General features: G+C 72.5%; 17 protein-coding genes, 2 tRNA genes and 1 pseudogene. 18 read left to right on the top strand and 2 right to left on the bottom strand.

Annotated elements, in window-relative coordinates; translation table 11 throughout:
• The 12 genes and pseudogenes from ACF1G2_RS21910 to ACF1G2_RS21855 form a co-directional block, all read left to right on the top strand.
• A pseudogene (locus ACF1G2_RS21910) lies at nucleotides 1-325 on the top strand (RNA helicase); the annotation flags it as partial.
• Nucleotides 326-675: 350 nt separating this feature from the next.
• Nucleotides 676-3735 carry an FG-GAP-like repeat-containing protein gene (locus tag ACF1G2_RS21905; protein ID WP_391799881.1) on the top strand — a complete coding sequence of 1020 codons (3060 nt, stop codon included), beginning with the start codon at nucleotides 676-678 and terminating at the stop codon, nucleotides 3733-3735.
• 115 nt (nucleotides 3736-3850) lie between these two features.
• Nucleotides 3851-3923, top strand: a tRNA-Lys gene (locus ACF1G2_RS21900).
• 709 nt (nucleotides 3924-4632) lie between these two features.
• Nucleotides 4633-6003, top strand: coding sequence for a nitroreductase family protein (locus ACF1G2_RS21895; RefSeq protein ID WP_391799880.1), 1371 nt, complete (start codon nucleotides 4633-4635; stop codon nucleotides 6001-6003).
• Nucleotides 6004-6007: 4 nt separating this feature from the next.
• Nucleotides 6008-7465 (top strand): class I adenylate-forming enzyme family protein, encoded by a 1458-nt coding sequence (locus ACF1G2_RS21890; RefSeq protein ID WP_391799879.1) that lies wholly within the window; start codon nucleotides 6008-6010, stop codon nucleotides 7463-7465.
• Nucleotides 7466-7493: 28 nt separating this feature from the next.
• Nucleotides 7494-7757: a phosphopantetheine-binding protein gene (locus ACF1G2_RS21885; RefSeq protein WP_391799878.1), complete on the top strand. Its 264-nt coding sequence runs from the start codon at nucleotides 7494-7496 to the stop codon at nucleotides 7755-7757.
• Complete coding sequence (locus tag ACF1G2_RS21880) at nucleotides 7750-8466, top strand: dihydrodipicolinate reductase C-terminal domain-containing protein (protein ID WP_391799877.1); 717 nt, start codon at nucleotides 7750-7752, stop codon at nucleotides 8464-8466. The genes ACF1G2_RS21885 and ACF1G2_RS21880 overlap by 8 nt, the downstream gene beginning before the upstream one ends.
• Entirely contained in the window at nucleotides 8463-9212 is a 750-nt protein-coding gene (locus tag ACF1G2_RS21875) for a class II aldolase/adducin family protein (RefSeq protein WP_391799876.1), read from the top strand. Before ACF1G2_RS21880 ends, ACF1G2_RS21875 begins: the two co-directional genes overlap by 4 nt.
• A gap of 102 nt (nucleotides 9213-9314) precedes the next feature.
• On the top strand, nucleotides 9315-10454 hold the full coding sequence (locus ACF1G2_RS21870) for an acyl-CoA dehydrogenase family protein (RefSeq protein ID WP_391799875.1): 1140 nt from the start codon (nucleotides 9315-9317) through the stop codon (nucleotides 10452-10454).
• A gap of 108 nt (nucleotides 10455-10562) precedes the next feature.
• A complete protein-coding gene (locus tag ACF1G2_RS21865; RefSeq protein ID WP_391799874.1) occupies nucleotides 10563-12011 on the top strand; it encodes a condensation domain-containing protein in 1449 nt (482 codons plus the stop codon).
• A complete protein-coding gene (locus ACF1G2_RS21860) occupies nucleotides 12008-13063 on the top strand; it encodes a polysaccharide deacetylase family protein (RefSeq protein ID WP_391799873.1) in 1056 nt (351 codons plus the stop codon). The genes ACF1G2_RS21865 and ACF1G2_RS21860 overlap by 4 nt, the downstream gene beginning before the upstream one ends.
• A 105-nt stretch (nucleotides 13064-13168) precedes the next feature.
• Complete coding sequence (locus tag ACF1G2_RS21855; protein WP_391799872.1) at nucleotides 13169-14458, top strand: MFS transporter; 1290 nt, start codon at nucleotides 13169-13171, stop codon at nucleotides 14456-14458.
• A gap of 31 nt (nucleotides 14459-14489) precedes the next feature.
• Here ACF1G2_RS21855 and ACF1G2_RS21850 read toward each other — a convergent pair whose 3' ends face one another.
• Nucleotides 14490-15158 carry a 4'-phosphopantetheinyl transferase gene (locus ACF1G2_RS21850; RefSeq protein WP_391799871.1) on the bottom strand — a complete coding sequence of 223 codons (669 nt, stop codon included), beginning with the start codon at nucleotides 15156-15158 and terminating at the stop codon, nucleotides 14490-14492.
• A gap of 49 nt (nucleotides 15159-15207) precedes the next feature.
• Entirely contained in the window at nucleotides 15208-16098 is an 891-nt protein-coding gene (gene sigJ / locus ACF1G2_RS21845; protein WP_391799870.1) for an RNA polymerase sigma factor SigJ, read from the bottom strand.
• A 199-nt stretch (nucleotides 16099-16297) separates the two neighbouring features.
• Between sigJ and ACF1G2_RS21840 the strand changes: the two genes are divergently transcribed.
• The 6 genes from ACF1G2_RS21840 to ACF1G2_RS21815 all read left to right on the top strand — a co-directional run bounded on the left by ACF1G2_RS21840 (nucleotide 16298) and on the right by ACF1G2_RS21815 (nucleotide 20666).
• Nucleotides 16298-16777 (top strand): rhodanese-like domain-containing protein, encoded by a 480-nt coding sequence (locus tag ACF1G2_RS21840; protein ID WP_391799869.1) that lies wholly within the window; start codon nucleotides 16298-16300, stop codon nucleotides 16775-16777.
• Nucleotides 16778-16850: 73 nt separating this feature from the next.
• Nucleotides 16851-16924 (top strand) — tRNA-Met (locus ACF1G2_RS21835).
• A gap of 115 nt (nucleotides 16925-17039) precedes the next feature.
• A complete protein-coding gene (locus tag ACF1G2_RS21830; RefSeq protein WP_391799868.1) occupies nucleotides 17040-17780 on the top strand; it encodes a MerR family transcriptional regulator in 741 nt (246 codons plus the stop codon).
• Nucleotides 17781-17885: 105 nt separating this feature from the next.
• Nucleotides 17886-18287 (top strand): hypothetical protein, encoded by a 402-nt coding sequence (locus tag ACF1G2_RS21825; RefSeq protein WP_391799867.1) that lies wholly within the window; start codon nucleotides 17886-17888, stop codon nucleotides 18285-18287.
• A 61-nt stretch (nucleotides 18288-18348) separates the two neighbouring features.
• Nucleotides 18349-19425: a PLP-dependent cysteine synthase family protein gene (locus tag ACF1G2_RS21820; protein WP_391799866.1), complete on the top strand. Its 1077-nt coding sequence runs from the start codon at nucleotides 18349-18351 to the stop codon at nucleotides 19423-19425.
• On the top strand, nucleotides 19422-20666 hold the full coding sequence (locus tag ACF1G2_RS21815) for an MFS transporter (RefSeq protein WP_391799865.1): 1245 nt from the start codon (nucleotides 19422-19424) through the stop codon (nucleotides 20664-20666). Before ACF1G2_RS21820 ends, ACF1G2_RS21815 begins: the two co-directional genes overlap by 4 nt.
• The last annotated feature ends 232 nt before the right edge of the window (nucleotides 20667-20898 follow it).

Genomic DNA, 20898 nt, shown 5'->3' with positions numbered 1-20898 from the left:
CTTCCGCCGTGACGACCGTCCCTCGGGCGGCTTCAACCGTGACGACCGTCCCTCGGGCGGCTTCCGCCGGGACAACGACCGTCGTGACGACCGTGGCGGCTTCCGCCGCGACGACCGCCCCTCGGGCGGCCACCGTGGCAGCGACCGTCCGTTCAACCGCGACCGTCGTGACGACCGCCCGTCGGGCGGCTTCCGCTCGGGCGGCGACCGCCCGTTCGGCCGCCGTGACGACCACCGCGGCGGCGGCGACCACCGCGGCACCGGCTCGACGGGCGGCTCCTTCGGCCGCCGCGACGACAAGCCGCGCTGGAAGCGCAACGGCTGACCTGGCGTAGCTCGCTGAGAGAGACGCCGAGCAGGGCCCGTACGACACTTCGGTGACGTACGGGCCCTGTTTCTTTGAACGGGTTCGAACGTGCCTGCCGGCGCCCGCGAGCACGGCGACCAACGGCTGTTAGGATCCGCTCACCTGAGTGGGGGGCACCGGGCAGAAGGACAGGCAGGGGGGCCTCCGTCCGATCGCGGATTCGGCCGCGGGATCCCGAACTCGCCCTCGTCGCGCACCACGTCCGTCCGGTCGTCGTCCGCGCACGCTGTCCGCCGCATGCCGCCGTGCGCCCCCCTCCTCCGTTGCATGAGAGCCGGAAGCGGCTGACGTTTCCGATGAGGAGAAGCGTGTACGACAAGAGACCCCTGGGCGGCTTCGTCGCCGTCGCGGTCGCGTTGGGAGCGGCGTTCGCCGTCGGCCCGGAGTTCCCCACCGCACAGGCGCAGTCGCCCGCCACGGTGGTCATCCCCGGGGTGACCACCGAGGTGCCCGTCCACAGCGACGTGGTGAACGCCGGGCCTCACGGATATCTGCGCGTCGAGGAAGGGCGGGGCGCGATCTGGCGTTCGTACGGCGGCGCCGGTGAGGTCGAGGTCGACCCGACGAGCACGGTCGGCCCGTCGCACGGATGGCGCACCGGGGCGTCGGACGTGATCGCGCACCACGTGGAGTCTACGGACACCGTCTCACTGCGCGACATGGTCACGGGACGAACCGCGACCGTGAAGCTGCCGGCCGGGCACAGTTTCATGAAGGCGTTCGGCTGGAACGTGCTGACCCGGAGCGGGCCCGTGGCCGAGACCCGCCTCCATGTGCTGGACGTCCAGGACGGGCAGCTGCGTGACCGCCCTGTCGAGGGGCTGCCCGAGGGCAACGGCGGGGTCGGCGTCGGAGTCGGCGACGCCGAGGGCGCGGTGCTCGGTTGGAGGGGCGCGTATTACTGGCTGGACGTGACGCGGCAGCGGGTGTCCCCCATCGGCGTCGACACGTCGTCGATCGTCGGCGATATGTTCCTGACGCCGGACCGACTGCTGGTCGGCGGGTACGGCAAGGTGACCGTGTTCCGGCGGGGCGACCTGACGAAGCCCGAGCGCGTGCTGCCGCTCGAGGGTGACCTGGAGACCCGGGTGCTGGGCATGGTCGGCCAGGAGCTGATCGTCGCCCGGCACGACCCGGCGCTCGGAGCGCGTGCCCTGGACCTGCCCAACTGGCGTGTGGACGCCGAGCCGCTGGACGGCGGACCTGTCCGCACCGTCCTGGCCCGGTCGATGGACCCCGCGATGGCGACCCCGGACGGCGGTCTGCTGGTCCACGGCGGTTCGACCGTCTCCGAGTGGGGCGTCCAGCTGATCCGGGCGGACGGCGGGGGACGGGCCTTCGCCACGCGCGACACCCGCGTGGCGACCCGGACCGTGCCGAACACGGTGAACCAGCTGTCGTACCACCAGGGCCGGCTCACCAGCCTGGAGAGCGTCGCCGCGGTCGGCCGTACGGGCATGTACACACGCACGGCCGAGCCCGGGGGCGACACGTTCGTCCACGGCGCGCGCGAGGACCGGGGCTGGCTGCCGACCCTGCCCCCGGGGTGCAACCTCGGCTGCCCGGAGGTCGACGAGACCGGCGACGGCCGCATCGTCTACGGCGGCCCTCTGGGCAGTGGACCGAGCCCGGGCGTCCTGCCGATCCATCGGCTGGCCGAGGGTGAGCGGCTGCCCGGCACCCCGATCGACGTCGGCACCGGCTCGCAGGGCGTGATCGGAAGCTGGGGCCGCTGGACCGCTGCTTACGCGATGCTTCCCGGCGGCTCGCCGGAGACCCGGATCGTGGACACCGACACTGGTCGGGTGGTCCGGAAACTCCCCGTCCAGGCGTTGTCCCTCTCGGGTACGACGCTGTGGGCCAGGGGCGAGGGACACGGCTCGATCGTCGGCTACGACGTCCGGACAGGCGCCCGCGTCGACGAGGCGTACCTCTCGGGCTGCTTCGTCGAGGGTGCCGAGTCGGTCGGCCGCTGGTTGCACTGGATCTGTTCCGGAGCACGGGACGACGAGGGCGTGCTGGACCTGGAGACAGACGCCATCACCCCCCTCGGGATCGGCTACGGGAGGCGTGCCAAGCTCGGCGACGGACTCATCGCGTACCCGCAGGACGACAAGCTCAAGGTGAAGGACCTGCGCAACGGCGGCACGGTCCACGAGATCGACGCCGATCTGGACGCCGGCGACGCGGCGTGGGACGTCGACCCGGCGACGAACTCGATCGCCTGGGCCGGGGCGAAGGGCGCGCTCCACCTCGCGGGCAGTGGTGTCGCCACGTCCGGCATCACGGTGGCGGATGCCGTGACGGCCGCTGCCGCGAACGTCAGGAACGACTCCTGGAAACCGCGTTGGTGGCTCACCGAACCCGCTGCCTCCTGGACGCTCACTCTGCGGAGCCACACGACCGGAGCCGTGGTGCGCACGCTCTCGGGAGGCAAGGCGCGCGGCTACGTGAGCACATCGTGGGACGGCAAGGACGCGGCCGGGAAGCCGGTCGCGAACGGCGCGTACGCGTGGACGCTGTCGGCGAAGCCGGCCGACGGCCGGGCCGTCGAGGCGAAGGCCACGGGCACGGTCGGGGTGAGCGGTGCCGCGGCGGTGCGCCGGGACCTCATGGGCGACGACGGGTTCGGCGATCTGCTGGCGATGGACACGACCGGTCTGGTGTCGCTGTACAAGGGCACCGGCACGGGCGGCGTGTCGTCGCGGATGGCGGGTACCGGCGGGAAGTTCGCCTCGTCGTCAGCGCTCGTGCCCTTCGGCGATGTCAACGGCGACCGCTGCAACGACGTGCTGGTTCGCGTCGGTGACCAGTTGCGGGCGTACCGGCCGGGTTGCGGCGCGGTCGTGTCGGCGTCGTCGCCGTACACGGTGATCGGTTCGGGCTGGGGCCAGTACGACGTGCTGACGTCGTCCGGTGACGTGAACGGTGACGGCCGGACGGATCTGATCGCTCGCCAGGCGTCCACCGGCGACGTGTACTTCTACGCCGGGACGGCCGACCACCGGCTCGGTTCCCGGGTGAAGATCGGTACGAACTGGAAGCTGTACGGGAAGATCACGGGCGCCGGTGACCTGAACGGTGACGGGCGGGGCGATCTGCTCGGCCTGGACGCGTCGGGGGTGCTGTGGCGCTACTACGGCACCGCTTCGGGTGGCGTGACCGCGCGGGTGAAGGTCGGCGGCGGCTGGGGCGCGTACACCTCCCTCGTCGGCGTCGGTGATCTGACCGGCGACGGGCGGGGGGATCTCGTCGCCCGTGACACGTCCGGGAAGCTGTGGCGCTACAGCAACCAGGGCAACGGCCAGTACGCGGCGCGTGTCCTGATCGGCACGGGCGGCTGGTCCGCCTTCAAGGCCCTGTACTGACCCACCCCGTGGGGCCCGCCCGCCGTCCCGGGCGGGCCACGCGGAGACGGGGCCGTGTCGGATACCCGATCGGCTCCGGCGATCGATGCGGCTATGCTCGGGTGTGTTGTGCCGAGGGCCGTTAGCTCAATTGGCAGAGCAGCGGACTTTTAATCCGTTGGTTGTGGGTTCGAGTCCCACACGGCCTACGTACGACAGGGGAGGGGAGACCCTCCGGCCTGCAGGAAGCGCCCCGCCCGGTCTCGACCGGGCGGGGCGCTTCGTCGTGTGCGGGGGCGGCCGGGTCGGCAGCGCGGCACCCGAAGGTGTCGGACGACCCCCGCGGCGGTGTCCGCGGGGTGTGCCGGAGCTGAAGACCGGTGTCCGATCTATCGTCTTCCCCCGGGGCGCCCTGACATATTCAACAGCCTTGCTTTTCTAATGGTCTTGACCAATACCGAGCGGCTTGGCAGGCTGGAATGGCCGTAACCGATCATGCGTTCTCGTCCGCGAGGCGTTCCATCGGATACGTGTCATATTCCGAGACAGGGGGCCGGATGGGAAAGCGCTCGCCGCGGTCGGCGCAGCAGTGTGGGTGCCAGTAGGTCGCAGCACCCTTCTCGCGATCCGAGAACGCATCAGTGCCTGGTCGGAGGCGCTTCAAGTCCTGCAGGGGTTCCGTGGGGGATCTTTGCGCACCCATGAGCCGGTGCGCCCCTGCATTTCTTCGTCATGCATGAGTTCCGCATGAATTCGTTGCGGGCTGTGCTGCCTTGCCATGCATTTTTCCGTGGGCTGTCAGAGAATAGGAGGCTTGCGTCAGACGTGCAAGGAAAACAGATCTCACACAAAGCCGTCTCCGTCGCATACGCACCCGAGCCCGAATCGCCGGGCCGTATCAATGATCTATGGGCGCGGGTGGCCCTGCCGGCGGCCGCGCCCGAGCCGGCCGCCGAGCCCGTGGTGGCACCCGGTCTGCGCCTTGCCCTGTCGCTGCTGGAGGAGGGCGTGCTGACCAGTCGCGCCAACCGCTCCTGCGGCTCGTACGTGGCGCGGGCGGTCCCGTCGGCCGGAGCGGTGTACCCGTACGAGTTCGCCGTCCTCGTCCTGGAGGACGGTGTGCCGACCGCCTTCCGGATCGACACCGACCGCCGTACCTGCGCCCGGCTGGCCGTCGGCGCGCGCGTCACCACCGCGCTGGACGCCTCCCTGCTTGCCGTTCCGGAGAACGGCGGCGCGCTGGTGGTCACGCTCACCCGGCCCTGGCTCTCGATGCGCAAGTACGGTGACCGCGGCTACCTGTACACCCAGCTCGACGCGGGGCACGCGGCCGGGAACCTCTTACTCGCCGCTGCCGGCCGGGGTGCCACGGGGGCGCTTCGGCTGCGCTTCCCGAGGGAGTCCCTCTCGGAGTTGCTGGAGGCGGGAGAGAACTGCCGCGAGATCCACTCCGCGACCCTGGTGCCCGCCGGCCCGGCGGGCGAGGCATGGACCCGCTGGACCGTGCACGACCAGACCGACCGGGAGCTGCGCGGCGCCACCTGGCGGTCGTGGCTGGAGACCACCTGCTGGGACTCCGTCGCCGCATGGCCCGAACACTCCGGCTCCCCGAGCCTCCACTCCGTACCCGCACCGCTCACCCGGATCCGCACCGACCGGCAACCGTCCGACGGACAGCACGGCTTGGGTGACCCGTCCGGATGGCCGGAACTGATCGCGACCCGCTCCTCCAGCAAGGCGTTCACGGGCGAACCCGTCGCCGCCGACGCCGTCTGGCAGGCCGTCTCCGCACTCTCGACGCCGCTGGCGACCGACCTCCCCGAGGTCTCCCCGCTCTCCGCGACCCTGGTCCTGCGGTCCACCACGGACCCCGAGCGGGACGCCGTGTACCGGCTGCGGACCGGTGAGCGGCGACCGGAACGGCTCCCGTCCACCGACGAGGTGGCCCGTGCCTGCATGCAGCAGCGCGCCCTCGCCGGAGCCTCCGCCGTCCTCCTGCTCCATGTGCCGCGCACCTCGCTCGCCGGGGCCGACTCGGCCGCCGGTGCCGAGAACCTGCGGGAACTCGGCTTTCGCTGTGGCGCCTTGGGACAGCTCCTCTACCTCGGCGCGAACGGCGCGAAGCTCGGGGTGACCGCGATCGGCGGCTTCGACACACCGCTCTGGCGCACGCTGGCCGGTCTGCCGGAGGACGACGAGATCCTGTACGCCCTGCTGCTCGGCTGCCCGGACGACTCGGGCATCAAGTTCGACCGGCTTGCCATGGCGCACGCCCAGAACGAGCGGTGAGCCGATGACCGACGTACTTCCCGGCCTCTTCACCGACGTCCTGGCCCGCCACGGCGAGCGGGTCGCGGTCACCGACGCCGACGGATCGCTCGGATACGCCGAACTCGCCGACCGGGCCCGTGCCGCCGCGGACCGGCTCGCCAGGTACGAGGGGCCGGGCGACGCGCCTGGCGAGCGGCTGCGCGTGGGGCTCTACGCCACCAACTCCGTCGACTACGTGGTCGGTCTTCTCGCCACGCTGTTCGCCGGAGGCGTGCCCTTCCTGGCCGACGCCGCCTTCGGCCCGTACGACCTCCAGCGGATCGCCGAGGACTGCGGCCTCGATCTGCTGGTCCACGCCCCGGGCGCCGACGTCTCCGCCGTCGTGACGGAGAGCGTCGACGTCGACGGTGCGTTCGGCGGCCTCGCGGTCGGCCGGGTGCGCCGGTCCGACGCTTCCCGGGCCCGGCCCCGGCTCCTCGACGACACCGAGGTGTGCCGTTTCACGTCCGGCTCCACCGGGCGGCCCAACTGCATCGAGTTCTCCGGCGCGGCCGTGTCCGCCGCGGCGGCCAACTGGGTGAAGGGCACCGGCCTTTCGGCCGACGACCGGATCGCCTGCTTCGCCGCGCTCTCCAACGGTCTGGCGTTCAACACGTCCCTGCTTGCGGCCTTCATGCCGGGGGCCTCGCTGCACCTGTCGACGGGTCTGCCGACCGCCTCCCGGGTCGTACGGCTCCTGGAGAGCACCGGGGCGACGCGACTGGTGGCGTTCCCGGCCCTGTACGAGTCGATCGTGCGCCGCGCCCCCGAGGAGGGCTTCGGGGCCGTCCGTACCGCGATCTCCTCCGGAGCCCCGCTGCGCGAGACCGTACGCCAGGAGTTCACGCGGCTCACCGGCGTACCGATCCACAACTACTACGGCGTCGCCGAGACCGGTCCGCTGACCTACGCCCCCGACGGGGCGGGCAGCGGGCTCGGGGTGCCGCTGCCGGGTGTGCGGCTGCTCGCGGAGGAGCAGGGCATCCGGGTCAGGAGCGAGTCGATGGGCTCGCGGTACCTCAACGCTCCCGGCGTGTTCGAGGAGCGTGTCGACGCCGAGGGGTACTACCGCACCGGCGACCAGGGCCATCTGCTGGACGGCGCGCTGCACCTGACCGGACGGACGAGCCGGATGGTCAACGTGGGCGGGCGCAAGATCGACCCGATCGAGGTCGCCGACGTGCTGCGTACGGCCGCCGGAGTGCTGGACGCGGTCGCCTTCGAGGCCGAGAACCAGCACGGTGAGCCGACCCTGGCGGCCGTCGTCGCCGTCGAAACCGGTGTGACCGCCCAGTCCCTGCGCACCCACTGCGCGGCGACGCTCCCCTCGTTCAAGGTGCCCGGAATCCTCCGGCTGGTGGACCGCATTCCGGCGAACTCGATCGGCAAGCCGTCCGTCGAGCGCCTGCGGCGCCTGCTCGCCGAGCCCCAGAGCAACTGAATCCCTCTTCGAGACACAGGAACTCCCCATGGACAGCACCGCGCTCCGTACCAAGATCATCGACCTGGCCGTCGCCGCCGGGGACGGCAGCGTCTCCGCCGCCGAACTCGCCGCCGCGAACTACTCGCTGCGCGACGTCGGCTACTCCTCGCTCTCGTACATGCGCCTGATCGACAGCATCGAGAACGAGGTCGGTGTCTATCTGGACCCGGAGGCCGACATCGAGCACTACGAGAGCATCGACTCCGTCACGGCCCTGGTGGTCGCGAGCGGGGTGGGCGCCGATGCCTGACGCGGCGGTGAGCGGCGGGCCCACGATCGGGATCGTCGGCCTCGGGCGGCTCGGCTCGGCCCTGCGGGCGGTCTGCGAGGCCGACGGCACGAGGGTCTCCCTCACCGCCTCCCGCCGCGGCGGCTGGTCGGCCGAGGCGGTGCCCGACGTGCTCGTCGACGCCAGCGCCCCCGAGGCGCACGCCGACGTGCTGGATTTCTGCGCCGGCCATCGCGTACCGCTCGTCGCCTGCGTCTCCAACCTCACGGACACCCAGTGGAAGGCGCTGGAGGAGCTGGCGGACATGGTGCCGGTGGTCCGGGCCACCAACCTCTCCTTCGCCCACTACCTCCAGGTCCGCATCGCCGAGTTCACCGCCGGCCTCGCCACGGGCCGCTTCGCCACGACCACCACCATCCGGGAGCGGCACCCGCTCGGCAAGGCGCACCGTCCGAGCGCCACCGCGCTGGCGCTCGCGGACACCTGGGCCGGGGCGAGCGGCCGGGCGGTGGCCGACATCGCCGACGAGCGGGCCGGACTGCCCGTCGGCGAACACGAGTTGACCCACACCTGGGAAGGCGAGGCGCTGCACGTCCGGCACCACGTCGGCAGCTGGACCGTGCCGGCCCGGGGCGCGCTGGCCGCCGCCGACTGGGCGCGCGCCGCGACTCCCGGCCTGGTCACCATGCGCAACGTCTACGACGACCTGACAGCGAGGAACACGACATGACCACCGATGAACCGCGGCCGCTGAACCCGGCCGAGAGCCGGCTCGTCCTCCAGGTGGCGATCGGCGCCCGGATGCTGTCCCTCGACGGGCACGACGACTTCAACCAGGGCCAGATCTCCGCCCGGATACCGGGCCGGGACGAGTTCTTCATCAAGGGCGCGCTGGTCGGCTTCGACGAGGCCGCCCCGGCGGACGTGGTCCGCTGCTCGGTGGACCACACCCTGCCCGCGCCGCCGCTGGCGCCGCCGGAGCTGCCGCTGCACCAGGCCATCTACCGAGCCCGCCCGGACGTCAACGGCATCGTCCACAGCCACGCGCCGTACACCCTGCTGTTCGGTGCGACGGATCTGCCGATGCGGCCTGTCTCGCACGACGGCGCCTACTTCCGCGACCGGATCGGCCTCTTCACCGAGACCAGCAACACGGTCCTGGACATCGAGACCGGTGAGCACATCGCGAAGGACCTCGACGACCACCCGGCGGTCCTGCTGCGCAACCACGGCGGAGTGATCGTCGGCAAGAGCGTGCGGCACGCTTCCGTCTTCGCGCAGGTGCTGGAGCGGGCCTGCCGCCTCCAGCTGACCGCCGAGAGCACCGGCGTCCCGTACACGTGGTCCACCGAGCAGGACGTGGCCGCCAAGCAGGACTTCATCTATGCCGACCTCTCCGTCCGCTCGTACTGGGACTACGCCGTCCGCCGGGTCGGCCGGCACTGGCCGGAGACCCTCGACTGGGGCCGTCACTGACCGCCTGCCGTCACCGTCCCGCCCGCCGTCACCGTCCCGCAAGCCGTCACCGACCCGCCCGGCGACGTCGCTCACCACACCCGACATCACGGAGGTCGTCCGATGAAGGTCCAGCGCATCCTGCCCACGGAGGAGGCGGCCGATCTGCTCGGCCTGGTCAGGGAGATCGCCGCCGCCGAACTCGCGCCCAACGTGGCGGAGTTCGAGGCCGCCCACGAGTTCCCCCGGGAGATCGTGCGCACCCTGGGCAAGGCCGGGCTGCTGAGCCTGCCGTACCCCGAGGAGTACGGCGGCGGGGGACAGCCGTACGAGGTCTACCTCCAGGCGCTGGAGGAGATCGCGTACCACTGGTTCGGAGTGGCCGAGGCGGTCAACGTGCACAACCTCGCCTGCTTCGGCACCGCCACCTACGGCACCGAGGCCCAGCGCGAGGAGCTGCTGCCGGACATGCTGAGCGGCGAACTGCTCGGCGCGTACTGCCTGTCGGAGGCGGAGGCCGGTTCGGACGCGGCCTCGCTCACCACCCGTGCGGTACGGGAGGACGACACGTACCGCGTCACCGGCACCAAGGCCTGGGTCACCCACGCCGGTCACGCGGACTTCTACAACGTGTTCAGCCGCACCGGCGGTCCGGGGGCCCGGGGGCTGTCCTGCCTGGTGGTCCCCGGGGACACGCCGGGCATGGTCGTGCACGAGCCGGAGCGGAAGCTCGGCGTCTGGTCCAACCCCACGGCCCAGGTCGGCTTCGAGGGCGTGCGGGTCCCGGCCGGGCGCCTGATCGGACGTGAGGGCAAGGGCTTCCTGATCGCCATGGGCGCGCTGGACTGCGGGCGCCTCGGCATCGCGGCCTGCGCGGTCGGCATCGCCCAGGCCGCCGCCGACTACGCCGTGCGGTACGCGAAGGAGCGGCGCCAGTTCGGGCAGCGGATCGCCTCCTTCCAGGGCGTCGGCTTCCTGCTGGCCGACATGGCCACCCAGATCGCGGCGGCCCGCGCGCTGACCCTGGCGGCCGCCCGCCTCAAGGACGCGGGGCTGCCGTATTCGCTGGAGGCGGCCAAGGCCAAGCTCTTCGCCACCGACATGGCGATGAAGGTGACCACGGACGCGGTGCAGGTGCTCGGCGGCGCCGGCTACGTCTCCGACCATCCCGTGGAGCGCTGGATGCGCGAGGCCAAGCTGCTGCAGATCGTCGAGGGCACCAACCAGATCCAACGCATGGTCATTTCGCAGGGCCTGGACTAGCGGCTCCGGCGCAGGGCAGGCCGGGCCGATGCCGGCAGGCGGCAGGCGTCGTACGAGGCGACCGATACGAGTCAACCGAAGGGAAGGTCGGGAAACACGGTGACCACGGTGACCACAGGCAGCACCCGCGGTACGGGCGGTACGAGCGGCACTGGCGGTACGGGCGGCAGGAACGGCACGGGCCGTACGGCGCAGGAGCGGACCATCAGGCTGGAGTCCGCGCGCGCCGGTACCGGCCCGGCCACCTGGGGGCAGCGGGCGATCTGGGGTGTCGTCACCCGGCTCGGCGACGACGCCCCCCGGTACAACCTGCGGCTCGACCTGCCGCTCACCCCGCCCCGCCCCGCCGCCCGCGTACTCGCGGACCTCACGGAGCTGCTCCGGATGCACGACAGCCTGCGCACCAGGCTCCTGCCGGACGGGGTGGACGGTCTGGACCAGGTCGTGGACGGCTCCGGCGAGCTTCCGGTCGAGGTCAGGGAGTGCGCGCAGGCGGATGCCCCCGCGGCCGGTGAGGCCCTGATGGAGGAGCTGGCGGGGCGCGCCTTCGACCACGCGCGGGAGTGGCCCTTCCGGGTCGGTCTCGTGGAGTGCGAGGGCCTGGTCCACCGGCTGGTCCTCGCGGCCTCGCACACCGCGATGGACCTCTGGGGCGAGGGCCGGATGCTCCGTGACCTGGCGCTGATCGAGGAGGGGGAGTCCGCCGAGGCCCTGCTCCTGGCCCGCCCCGCGCTCCAGCCCCTGGAGGCGGCGGAGATCCAGGCCTCGCCGCTCGGCCGGCGCCGGGACGAGGGTGCCCGGCGCTACTGGTGCGAGCGGCTCACCGCCGGCCCGAAGCGGATCTTCCTGAACCCGGCGGATCCGGATCGGGCGGCGACCGATCCGGGCCGCATGTTCCCCAACGCGCTGCTGCGGTCGCCCGCCCTCGCGGTCGCCGTCGAGCGGGTGGCCGGGAAGCTGGGGGTGAGCGACGCCGCGGTGCTGCTCGGCGCGGCCTCCCACCAGCTCGCCCGTATGTCGGGGAGCAGCGACGTGCTGTTCCAGGTGGTGGTGAGCAACCGCTTCCAGCCGGCCGCCGCCGAGTCCGTCAGCACGATGGCGCAGGAGGCGGTCTTCCTCCTCACGGACGCGGACAAGGACTTCGAGGACGCGGTACGGCGGACCCGGTCCGTCTCGTTCAGCGCGTTCCGTCACGCCGGGTACGACAAGTGGGCGCTGGACCGGGAGGTGGCGCGGCTGGTCGAGCGGGGCGAGGCGGCCGACCACTCCTGCTGGTGGAACGACACCCGGGACCCGGCCGACGGGCCGTTCGACACCGTCGAGCGGCCGGACGCCCCGCTGGGCGAGCTGGCCGGCCGGACCGAGTTCAGCTGGCCCACGGAGTTCCTGCCGCGGGTGAACGTGTCGGTGGCGGTGGACGTGCTGACGGCCCCCGGCGCCCTGGAGCTCTGCATGACGGCCGACCCGGCGGTGCTCTCCCGTGAGGGGATGGAGCGCTTCCTGCGCGGGGTCGAGGAATCGGTGATCGCCGAGGCGACCGCTCTGGGGGACGAATGAGCAAGCGTTACGCGGGAATCGCCTGGACCGGCGCGGGCTACGAGGTCGAGGTCCTCGACACGGCCGGGCGCAGGGTGACGGAGCCGAGCAGCTGGGGCGCCGACCAGGTGGCCGCACTCGTCGAGCGGCTCCGGGAGCTGGGCGAGGAGCAGCCGCTGGCCGCGGTGTTCGAGAGCACCAACGGGCTGCTCGACGGACCGATGACGGCGGCCGGCCTGGAGGTCTACCGCGCCGATCCGTGGCTGCTGCCGCCCCGGCCGGGGTTCGGCTCCGTCCCGGCCGCGCGGCTGGCGGAGCAGGCGCGGAGCGAGCCGGACGCGCTGGCCAGGGTGACGGCCGAAGGGGGAAGCCTGTCCGGCCGTGCCGACGAGTACTTCGAGGGCGTACGGCGCAGCGAGCCGATCCAGGCCGGGCTGACGGCCGCGGGGCGCTGCATCGAGCACGGCAGCCGGGACACGCCGAGGGTGGCGCTCACCTTCGACGACGGCCCGGATCCGGTGCACACCCGCCGGATCCTGGAGATCCTGGACCGCTACGGCGTCCGGGCCACGTTCTTCTGCGTCGGCCACCATGTCGCGGCGCTGCCCGACGAGGTGCGCCGCATCGCCGCGGCCGGGCACGAGATCGGCAACCACTCCTGGTCGCACCCTTTCCTGCCCGACCTGACACCGGTTCAGCTGCACGAGCAGATCGACCGGACGACGGAGGCGGTGGCGCGGCTGACCGGCGAGGCCCCGACGCTCTTCCGGCCGCCGTACGGCGCGCTGACCCCCGAGGTGCTGGCCGCCCTGGCGGACCATCCCACCACCATGACGATGTGGGACGTCGACTCCCGCGACTGGTCGCGGCCGGGGCCCGAGCAGATCGCCGAGACCGTCCTCGGTGCCGCGGGGCCGGGCTCGGTGGTGCTCATGCACGAGGGCGCCGGCGACCGGGGCCAGACCGTTCGGGCGCTGCCCTCGATCATCGAGGGCCTGCTCGGACGCGGCCTGGAGCCGGTCACCGTGGGGGAGTTGCGCCCTGCCTCCGTCCCGGCCGAGTCCGGCCGCTGACCACATCGCCCCCCGCCCGTCCGTTCGCCGCACGCCTGGGCGCCCCGCCCGCCCCGAACCGTACGACCGCAAGCCCACCCTCACCGCTGGAGTAGTGAAGAAGACATGAACGATCACTCGGCAGACCCCTCTGCGGCGGTCACGGCCGCACCGGTCGAGGACCGGCCCGCCGAGGCGCCGTCGGCGGCGGCCGGGGAACCGGCGATCTGGACCCGTAACTTCCAGTACTACTTCACCGCCCGGAGCGCGGGCCTGCTCGGCTGGGCCATGCTGCCGGTCGCGGTCTCGGCCGGACTGCTCAGCGCCGGGTACGGCCTGAGCACCGCCGGGTACGCGATGGCCTTCCTGGTGGGCCCGTTCGCGGGGCTCGTGCTGTTCGGCGGGGTGCTCGCCGACCGGTTCACCGCCCGCCGGATGATGATCATGGCCGACCTGGCCAACCTCACCGCCCATGTGCTGCTCGCCTTCCTCTTCATCCGGGGCATCGACCAGCTCTGGCACCTGTACGGGGTGCTGATGGTGGTCGGTACCGCCAACGCGATGTTCCAGCCGGGTGCCTCCTCGACCGTCCCGCTGGTGGCCCGGGACGTACAGGGCGCCAACGGGGCGCTGCGCATATCCGAGGCGTTCACGGCGCTGGGCGGCCCGGCGCTGGCCGGTGTGCTCGTCGGTGTCGGCGCCACCGGCTGGGTGATGGTGATCTCCGCCGTCGCCTACGGCATCAGCGCGGTCTGCCTGTTCGCGCTCCGGCTCGGGGCGGTGCCCGCCCCGCCGGCCGGCGAGAGCCTGGTGCGCAACCTGGTGGTCGGCTGGTACGAGTTCCGCTCCCGGAGCTGGCTCTGGGGCGTGATCGTGATCTGGATGTTCTTCGCGATGCTCTCCTGGGGGCCACAGCTGACGCTCGCCGCCGGTGTGATCGTGCCCACGCACGGTGCCACCGCGTTCGGCCTGCTCAACTGCGCGTTCGGCGCGGGCACGGTGGCCGGCGGGGTGCTGGCGATGCGCTACAAGCCCGCACGGCCGCTGGCCGCGGGCGCGGTGGCGCTGCTGGCCTTCCCGCTCTACCCGCTCGGCATCGTCCTCGACTGGCCGGTCTGGCTGCTTGCCGTCGCCCAGGTCGTGGTCGGCGTCGGCATCACCTTCTGGGGTGTCATGTGGGCCACCAGCGTGCAGACCCAGGTGCCGGGCGAGGTCCTCAACCGCGTCCACGCCTACGAGGTCGCGGGCTCCGTCGGCATGTTCCCCATCGGCAGCGCGCTGGCCGGTCCCGCGGTCGGTGCGGTCGGCACGGACAAGGTGCTCCTGGTGGGCGTCCTGGTCGCGCTCCTCACCGCCGTCGCCCTGCTGTCGGCCCGGCCCATCCGGACCCTGGGCCGGGTCCCGGACCGCGTCTGACCGGCCCTTCCACCCCGTCTGACCGGGCCTCCTAGGAGGCGGCCGCCCGGCGGACGGTGACGGCGGAGAAGACCAGGCCGCCGTGGACGTACCAGCGCCCGGCCATCCGGGTGAGCGGATGCCCCGCCTCCGCCGGTCCCGGCCGGCGGAGCGCGGCGGTGAAGACGTCGGACGCGGGATCGAAGTCCAGTTCCGTCTCCTGGAAGCCGAGCGTGCCGCCGGCCAGCGGATACCAGGCCTTGTAGACGGCCTCCTTGGCGCTGAAGAGCAGGGTGTCCCAGTGCACTTCGGGGTACGCGGCCGTGAGTTCCGCCAACCGGGGCACCTCGGCGGGGTGGGCGATCTTGGCGAGCACGCCCCGGGGGAGCGGGGCGTGCCGCTCGGCGTCGATGCCGAGCGAGGCGTGCCGGTCGTCGAGGCTCAGCGCGGCGGCCCGGTACCCGAGGCAGTGGGTCATGCTCCCCACCACCCCCGAGGGCCACAGCGGCTCGTGCCGGGCACCGGACAGGACGGCGACGGCCGGCAGCCCCAGATCCGCCATCGCGCGCCGGGCCAGGTGCCGCACGGTGGTGTACTCGCGACGGCGTTCGTCGACGGCGTTGCGGACCGCCGCCTCCTCCCCCGGGAACAGCCGGGCATCCGGGAGATCGCCGAAGGCCTCGGCGACGGCGACCCCCTCCGGCATGAGCGCAGCGATCATGCACCCAGCCTAGGGGCCGTCCCGGGGATCAGGCCGCCTCCGCGGGGGTTCAGTCCTCCAGGGCCGGCACGCCCAGGGCCGCCATGCGGTCCGGGTCCGCGATGATCTGGATCTGCACGATGCGCTCGTCCACGACCGTGAAGGCCATGAGCCCGAACAGCCGGCCGTCCGTGTACGAGACGATGCCCGGCGCGCCGTTGACCAGCACCTTGCGGTAGTCGCGGCGGAAGCGGGCGTACGTGAGCGCCTGGCTGACGACCGCCTCGGCGCCACGGACCAGGCCGGAGACCGCCGCGAGCGCCCTGCCGCCGTCCACCCGCAGGACCACGTCCGGGTCGAGGACCGCGAGCAGCCCCTCGAAGTCACCGCCGTGCGAGGCCGCCATGAAGGCGTCGACGACCTGCCGCTGCCGGGCGATGTCGGGCGCCGGGGCCGGGGCGGCGCCCTGGACGCGGCGGCGGGCGCGGCTCGCGAGCTGGCGGGTCGCGGCCGGGGTGCGGTCCACGATCGGGGCGATCTCGTCGAACGAGACGGCGAACATGTCGTGCAGGACGAAGGCGAGCCGTTCGGCCGGACCCAGCGTCTCCAGGACCACGAGCAGCGCCAGCCCCACCGAGTCGGCGAGCAGCGCCTCCTCCTCGGGGTCGCGGGTGGTGCCCTCCGCGCCCCGGACCAGCGGATCGGGGACGAAGTACTCCAGCGGGTCCTCCCGGCGGGAGGCGCGCGAGCGCAGCATGTCGAGGCAGACCCGTCCGACGACCGTCGTCAGCCAGCCGCTCAGGTTCCGCACGTCGTCGACGTCGGAGCGGCTGAGCTTGATCCATGCTTCCTGGACGGCGTCCTCGGCCTCGCTCAGCGACCCCAGCATCCGGTACGCGACCGCCTTCAGGTGCGTGCGGTCGGCCTGGAAGCGCTCGGCCAGGAGGTCCTTCTCGTCCATCGGTGTCTCCCTCGTTGATGACCGTCATCGGGATGACGGACGGCACCGGCGAAACGTGACGGGTCCGAGCCCTCGAACCGTCCGTTGCGTGAGATCCCCTGTCGTCCCTTGCCGAACGCCCGGAAATCCCCGGCCGATCGGCCTCAGTGCCGGGGATCGCCACTTCAGTGTCGTGATCTTCGACCGTAGATTTTCACGCATGACGACAACCGCGCAGGTCAACGCCGTACTTCGTACCCCGCCCGCCTCCGCCGCGGCCGCGGCCGCGTACTTCTCCGCCGGCCTCGCCTTCCACGCCGACGTCTCCGACGTCGCGGGCGCCCTCGCCGCCGACGGCGACCCGGGCTTCGTGGTCCTCGACTCCCGCTCCACCGCCTCCTGGGACCAGGGCCACGTCCCCGGCGCGGTCCACCTGCCGACCGCGCTCATCCCCGAGCAGGCCGAGCAGCTGCTCGACCGGTCGGTGCCGGTGGTCACGTACTGCTGGGGTCCCGGCTGCAACGGCGCCACGCGCGCCGCGCTCGCCCTGGCGCAGCTGGGCTACCAGGTGAAGGAGATGCTCGGCGGCTTCGAGTACTGGGTTCGCGAGGGCTTCCCCTACGAGACGTGGGAGGGCCCCGGCAGGAAGGACGCGGACCCGCTGACGGCCCCGGTCGACGCAGAGGACTGCGGCTGCTGAGAGCGCCGCAGGGGAGGCCGCCGGAAACCGATTAGGGGATCGGCGCCCCATGCCGTAAGGTCATATTCACCGACGCGGGGTGGAGCAGCTCGGTAGCTCGCTGGGCTCATAACCCAGAGGTCGCAGGTTCAAATCCTGTCCCCGCTACTCAGTAGCAACGAAGGCCCGGATCCAGTCACTGGATCCGGGCCTTCGTCGTGTCCCGGGCGGTGCGCGAGCCGGGCTTGACCTTTACGCGACGTCAAGATTTAGCGTCTTCCCCATGGAGTGGTCGATCCAGGAGATCGCCAGGAAGGCCGGCACCACCAGCCGCACTCTCCGGCACTACGGAGAGCGCGGACTGCTGGAACCGAGCCGGATCGGCGCCAACGGTTACCGGTACTACGACCAGGCGGCGCTCGTGCGGCTGCAGCGCATCCTGCTGCTGCGCGAGCTCGGGCTCTCGCTGCCCGCGATCGCCGAGGTCCTGGAGGGTCAGCGGGACACGCCCGCCGCCCTGCGCACCCACCTGCTGCTGCTCGAACAGGAGCGGGAACGGATCGGGCGGCAGATCGAGGCGGTGCGGACCACTCTCCGGAAGACGGAGAAAGGAGAGGAACTCATGGCGGAAGAAGTGTTCGACGGATTCGATCACACGCAGTACGAGGCGGAGGTCACCGAGCGCTGGGGTCGCGACGCGTACGAGAAGGGCGACCGCTGGTGGCGCTCCCTCGGCGCCGAGGAGAAGCAGGCGTTCATGGACGAGCAGGCCGGCATCGCCCGTGACTTCGGGAAGGCGGCCCGGGACGGCCTCGCCGCCGACAGCGACGAGGTCCAGGCGATCGCGCGGCGCCACGTCGCGTGGCTGTCGACGACCACGACGCCGACGAAGGAGTACGTGATCGGCCTCGGCCAGATGTACGTCGACGATCCGCGCTTCGGCCGGAACTACGACAAGCACGGCGAGGGCACCGTCCTCCTCGTCCGCGACGCGATGACGGTCTACGCGGAGCGCAACCTCTAGGAGCGCACGCGCCCGAGGGGCCCGACCGCCCGAAGTAAACGGTGTCCGAAAGCGGGCACGCCTCTTTGCGGCCGCGCGCTGCCGCAACGTAACGTCACGCGCACCATGCGTGAGGACGTGACAGCGATCGACGTACGACGGCGGGCGCCCGCCGTCCTCGTCCTGTTCGCTCTTCTCGCCCTGCTCATGAGCGTCTGCCACGGCTCGCACGGACATCACCTGCTCACCGCCCCCGCCGCCATGGCCGCCCTCGCCGACCCCGACCCCGCCCTCGCCGACGAACTGCCGCACGGCTGCGGACGGTCCGGCGAGACGTGGTCCTTCGATGTCCATCTGCCCGCCCAGACGGTGCCGCAGCCCGCGGCGCCCGACGCCGGCGGAGCCGTACTCCTCGCAGCCGACGAGGCCTTCCCCGCCGATCCGCACGCGCACCGCGCCCGCGACCGGGCGGGGCCCGGCCCCGAACCGGGCCGGCTGCTGACCGCCCTCGGAGTGAACCGGAACTGAGCCGGTCGTACGACACGACCAGGCTCCCTTTCGGCGTACCCACTTCGAGGACGTACTTCTGATGACCGATCTGCTGCCCGGCACCCCGCTGTCCGGCACACCCCTGCCCGGCACACCCCTGCCCGGCGCCTCCCTCTCCGTCGCCGCCCAGACCGTCGGCAACACACCCGTGCTGTGGATGGACGACGGCTACTGGGCCAAGCTCGAAGGCTTCAACTTCGGCGGCATCAAGGACCGCGCCGCTCTCCATATGCTCGGACAGGCCCGCCGCCGCGGAGAGCTGCGGCCCGGCGCGCCCGTCGTCGAGTCGACCTCCGGCACCCTCGGCCTCGGCCTCGCGCTCGCCGGGGTGCTCCACGGCCACCCCGTCCACGTCGTCACCGACCCCGGTCTCGAACCGATCGTCGAGCGGATGCTCGTCGCCCACGGCGCCACGGTCCACGTCGTGCCGGAGCCGAGCCCGCGCGGCGGGTGGCAGCAGGCCCGGATGGACCGGGTGACGGAGCTGCTGGCCGGCCTCGACGGGGCCTGGTGGCCCGATCAGTACGGCAACCCCGACAACCCCGAGGCGTACGGCGGGCTCGCGGCCGAACTCTCCGCGCAGCTCGACCGGATCGACGTCCTGGTCTGCGCGGTCGGGACCGGCGGGCACTCCGCCGGGATCTCCCGCGCCCTGCGGGCCACGTCCAGCCCCGCCCTGGAACTGGTCGGCGTCGACAGCGTCCACTCCACCGTCTTCGGCCTCCCGGCCGGCGAGCGGCTGATGCGCGGGCTCGGCTCCTCCATCCACCCCGGCAACGTCGACCACGCCGCTTTCGACGAGATCCACTGGGTCGGCCCGGCGGACGCGGTCCGCACCGCCCGGCGCCTGGCCTCGCGTCAGTTCGCCACGGGCGGCTGGAGCGTGGGCGCGGTCGCGCTCGTCGCCGGGTGGCTGGCCCGCACCCGGCCGCGCGGCACGAGGATCGCGGCCGTCTTCCCGGACGGGCCGCAGCGGTACTTCGACACGGTCTTCAGCGACGAGTACTGCGCGGCCCACGGGCTGCTCGACGCGCCGCCGCGCGAGGAGCCGGCGGTGTACGAGGCCGGTGCCCGGGTCGACGTCTGGACGCGCCGGGTCCTGGAGCGGGTCCGATGAGCGCCCAGGTCGCGGCCCCCGCCAAGGGCGGGATCTGGCGGCGGAGCCGTACCTTCGAACCGGCGGTACGGCTGCTCTTCCTCAACCAGCTGACCATCAACCTCGGCTTCTACATGCTGATGCCGTACCTCGCCGCCCATCTCGCGGACGGGCTGGGGATGGCGGCCTGGGCCGTGGGACTCGTCCTCGGTGTCCGGAACCTCTCCCAGCAGGGCATGTTCCTGGCCGGCGGGGCGCTCGCCGACCGCCTCGGGTTCAAGCCGCTGATCGTCGCGGGCTGCGCGCTGCGGACGGCGGGGTTCGGGGCGCTCGCGTTCGCCCAGTCGCTGCCGGTGCTGATCGTCGCCTCGGTGGCGACGGGCCTGGCGGGGGCGCTGTTCAACCCGGCCGTGCGGGCGTACCTCGCGGCGGAGGCGGGGGAGCGGCGCGTGGAGGCGTTCGCCCTCTTCAACACGTACTACCAGGCGGGCATCCTGCTCGGGCCGCTCGTGGGGGTGGCGCTGACGGGGGTGTCGTTCCGGCTGACGTGCGTGGTGGCGGCGGTGCTGTTCGCCGTGCTGACACTGGTGCAGCTGCGGCACCTGCCCGTCCGCGGGAAGGCGGCGGCGGAGACGGGAACCGCCGAGGGGGAGGCGGCGGCCGAGGAGCGGGGTCAGTTCCGCACGGTGCTGACCAACCGCACCTTCTGGCTCTTCTCACTGGCGATGACCGGCTCGTACGTCCTGTCCTTCCAGGTCTATCTGGCGCTGCCGCTCGCGGCGGACGGCACGGCGGCGACGACCGCGCTCTTCGTCGTCTCCGCGCTCGTGGCGCTCGCCGGTCAGCTGCGGATCACGGCCTGGTGCGGGCGGCGGCTGAGCCGTGAGCGGTGTCTGGTCCTCGGCCTGGTGCTGATGGGGGCCGCGTTCCTGCTGCCGCCCTTCGTGCCCGGGCTCGGGGGCCTGCTGCTGTGCGCGGCGGTGCTCGCGGCGGCGAACGCGGTGCTGTACCCGTACGAGATGGACACGGTCGTCGCGCTCTCGGGCGGACGGTGGGTGGCCACGCACTACGGGCTCTACAACACCGTCTGCGGGGTCGGGATCACGCTCGGGAACCTGGGGACGGGCGCACTGCTCGACGTGACCGGGTGGTCGCTGACGCCCTGGCTGGTGCTGTGCGGGGTCGGGCTGGCGTGCGCGGGCGCGGTGGGGGCGCTCGGACGGGGCGGGCGGCTGGGCGCGGGCGCGGGGGTGGGGAGTTGAGGTAACCCACTTGGGCGAGCGGAGCTCGCCGCACGGCGCGGCGCCCGGCACCCTGGGGAGGGCGCGGTACCGTCCGTCGCCGTGTACGGACCGGGCAGGAGACCACAGGTGGGGCAGGGGCAGGGGAACGGGACCGACGGAAAAGGGACCGGCCGCGGGCAGGGAACCGGGAACGGAACCGCGCACGGGAAAGGGACCGGACACGGGACGGGAGGCGGGAACGGGACGGGAG

Origin of the sequence: Streptomyces sp. NPDC013457, from assembly GCF_043089925.1 — a bacterium.
Taxonomy (GTDB): Bacteria; Actinomycetota; Actinomycetes; order Streptomycetales; family Streptomycetaceae; genus Streptomyces.
Note: the sequence above shows the minus strand (reverse complement) of the source record. Positions and strands in the feature narration are given on the sequence as shown.

What these genes read in the sequence shown, in the direction of transcription:
- ACF1G2_RS21890 (WP_391799879.1), top strand. Translation starts at nt 6,008, where the DNA reads ATGACCGACGTACTTCCCGGCCTCTTCACCGACGTCCTGGCCCGCCAC.
- ACF1G2_RS21885 (WP_391799878.1), top strand. Translation starts at nt 7,494, where the DNA reads ATGGACAGCACCGCGCTCCGTACCAAGATCATCGACCTGGCCGTCGCC.
- ACF1G2_RS21880 (WP_391799877.1), top strand. Translation starts at nt 7,750, where the DNA reads ATGCCTGACGCGGCGGTGAGCGGCGGGCCCACGATCGGGATCGTCGGC.
- ACF1G2_RS21875 (WP_391799876.1), top strand. Translation starts at nt 8,463, where the DNA reads ATGACCACCGATGAACCGCGGCCGCTGAACCCGGCCGAGAGCCGGCTC.
- ACF1G2_RS21870 (WP_391799875.1), top strand. Translation starts at nt 9,315, where the DNA reads ATGAAGGTCCAGCGCATCCTGCCCACGGAGGAGGCGGCCGATCTGCTC.
- ACF1G2_RS21860 (WP_391799873.1), top strand. Translation starts at nt 12,008, where the DNA reads ATGAGCAAGCGTTACGCGGGAATCGCCTGGACCGGCGCGGGCTACGAG.
- ACF1G2_RS21855 (WP_391799872.1), top strand. Translation starts at nt 13,169, where the DNA reads ATGAACGATCACTCGGCAGACCCCTCTGCGGCGGTCACGGCCGCACCG.
- ACF1G2_RS21850 (WP_391799871.1), bottom strand. Translation starts at nt 15,158, where the DNA reads ATGATCGCTGCGCTCATGCCGGAGGGGGTCGCCGTCGCCGAGGCCTTC.
- sigJ (WP_391799870.1), bottom strand. Translation starts at nt 16,098, where the DNA reads ATGGACGAGAAGGACCTCCTGGCCGAGCGCTTCCAGGCCGACCGCACG.
- ACF1G2_RS21840 (WP_391799869.1), top strand. Translation starts at nt 16,298, where the DNA reads ATGACGACAACCGCGCAGGTCAACGCCGTACTTCGTACCCCGCCCGCC.
- ACF1G2_RS21830 (WP_391799868.1), top strand. Translation starts at nt 17,040, where the DNA reads ATGGAGTGGTCGATCCAGGAGATCGCCAGGAAGGCCGGCACCACCAGC.
- ACF1G2_RS21825 (WP_391799867.1), top strand. Translation starts at nt 17,886, where the DNA reads ATGCGTGAGGACGTGACAGCGATCGACGTACGACGGCGGGCGCCCGCC.
- ACF1G2_RS21820 (WP_391799866.1), top strand. Translation starts at nt 18,349, where the DNA reads ATGACCGATCTGCTGCCCGGCACCCCGCTGTCCGGCACACCCCTGCCC.
- ACF1G2_RS21815 (WP_391799865.1), top strand. Translation starts at nt 19,422, where the DNA reads ATGAGCGCCCAGGTCGCGGCCCCCGCCAAGGGCGGGATCTGGCGGCGG.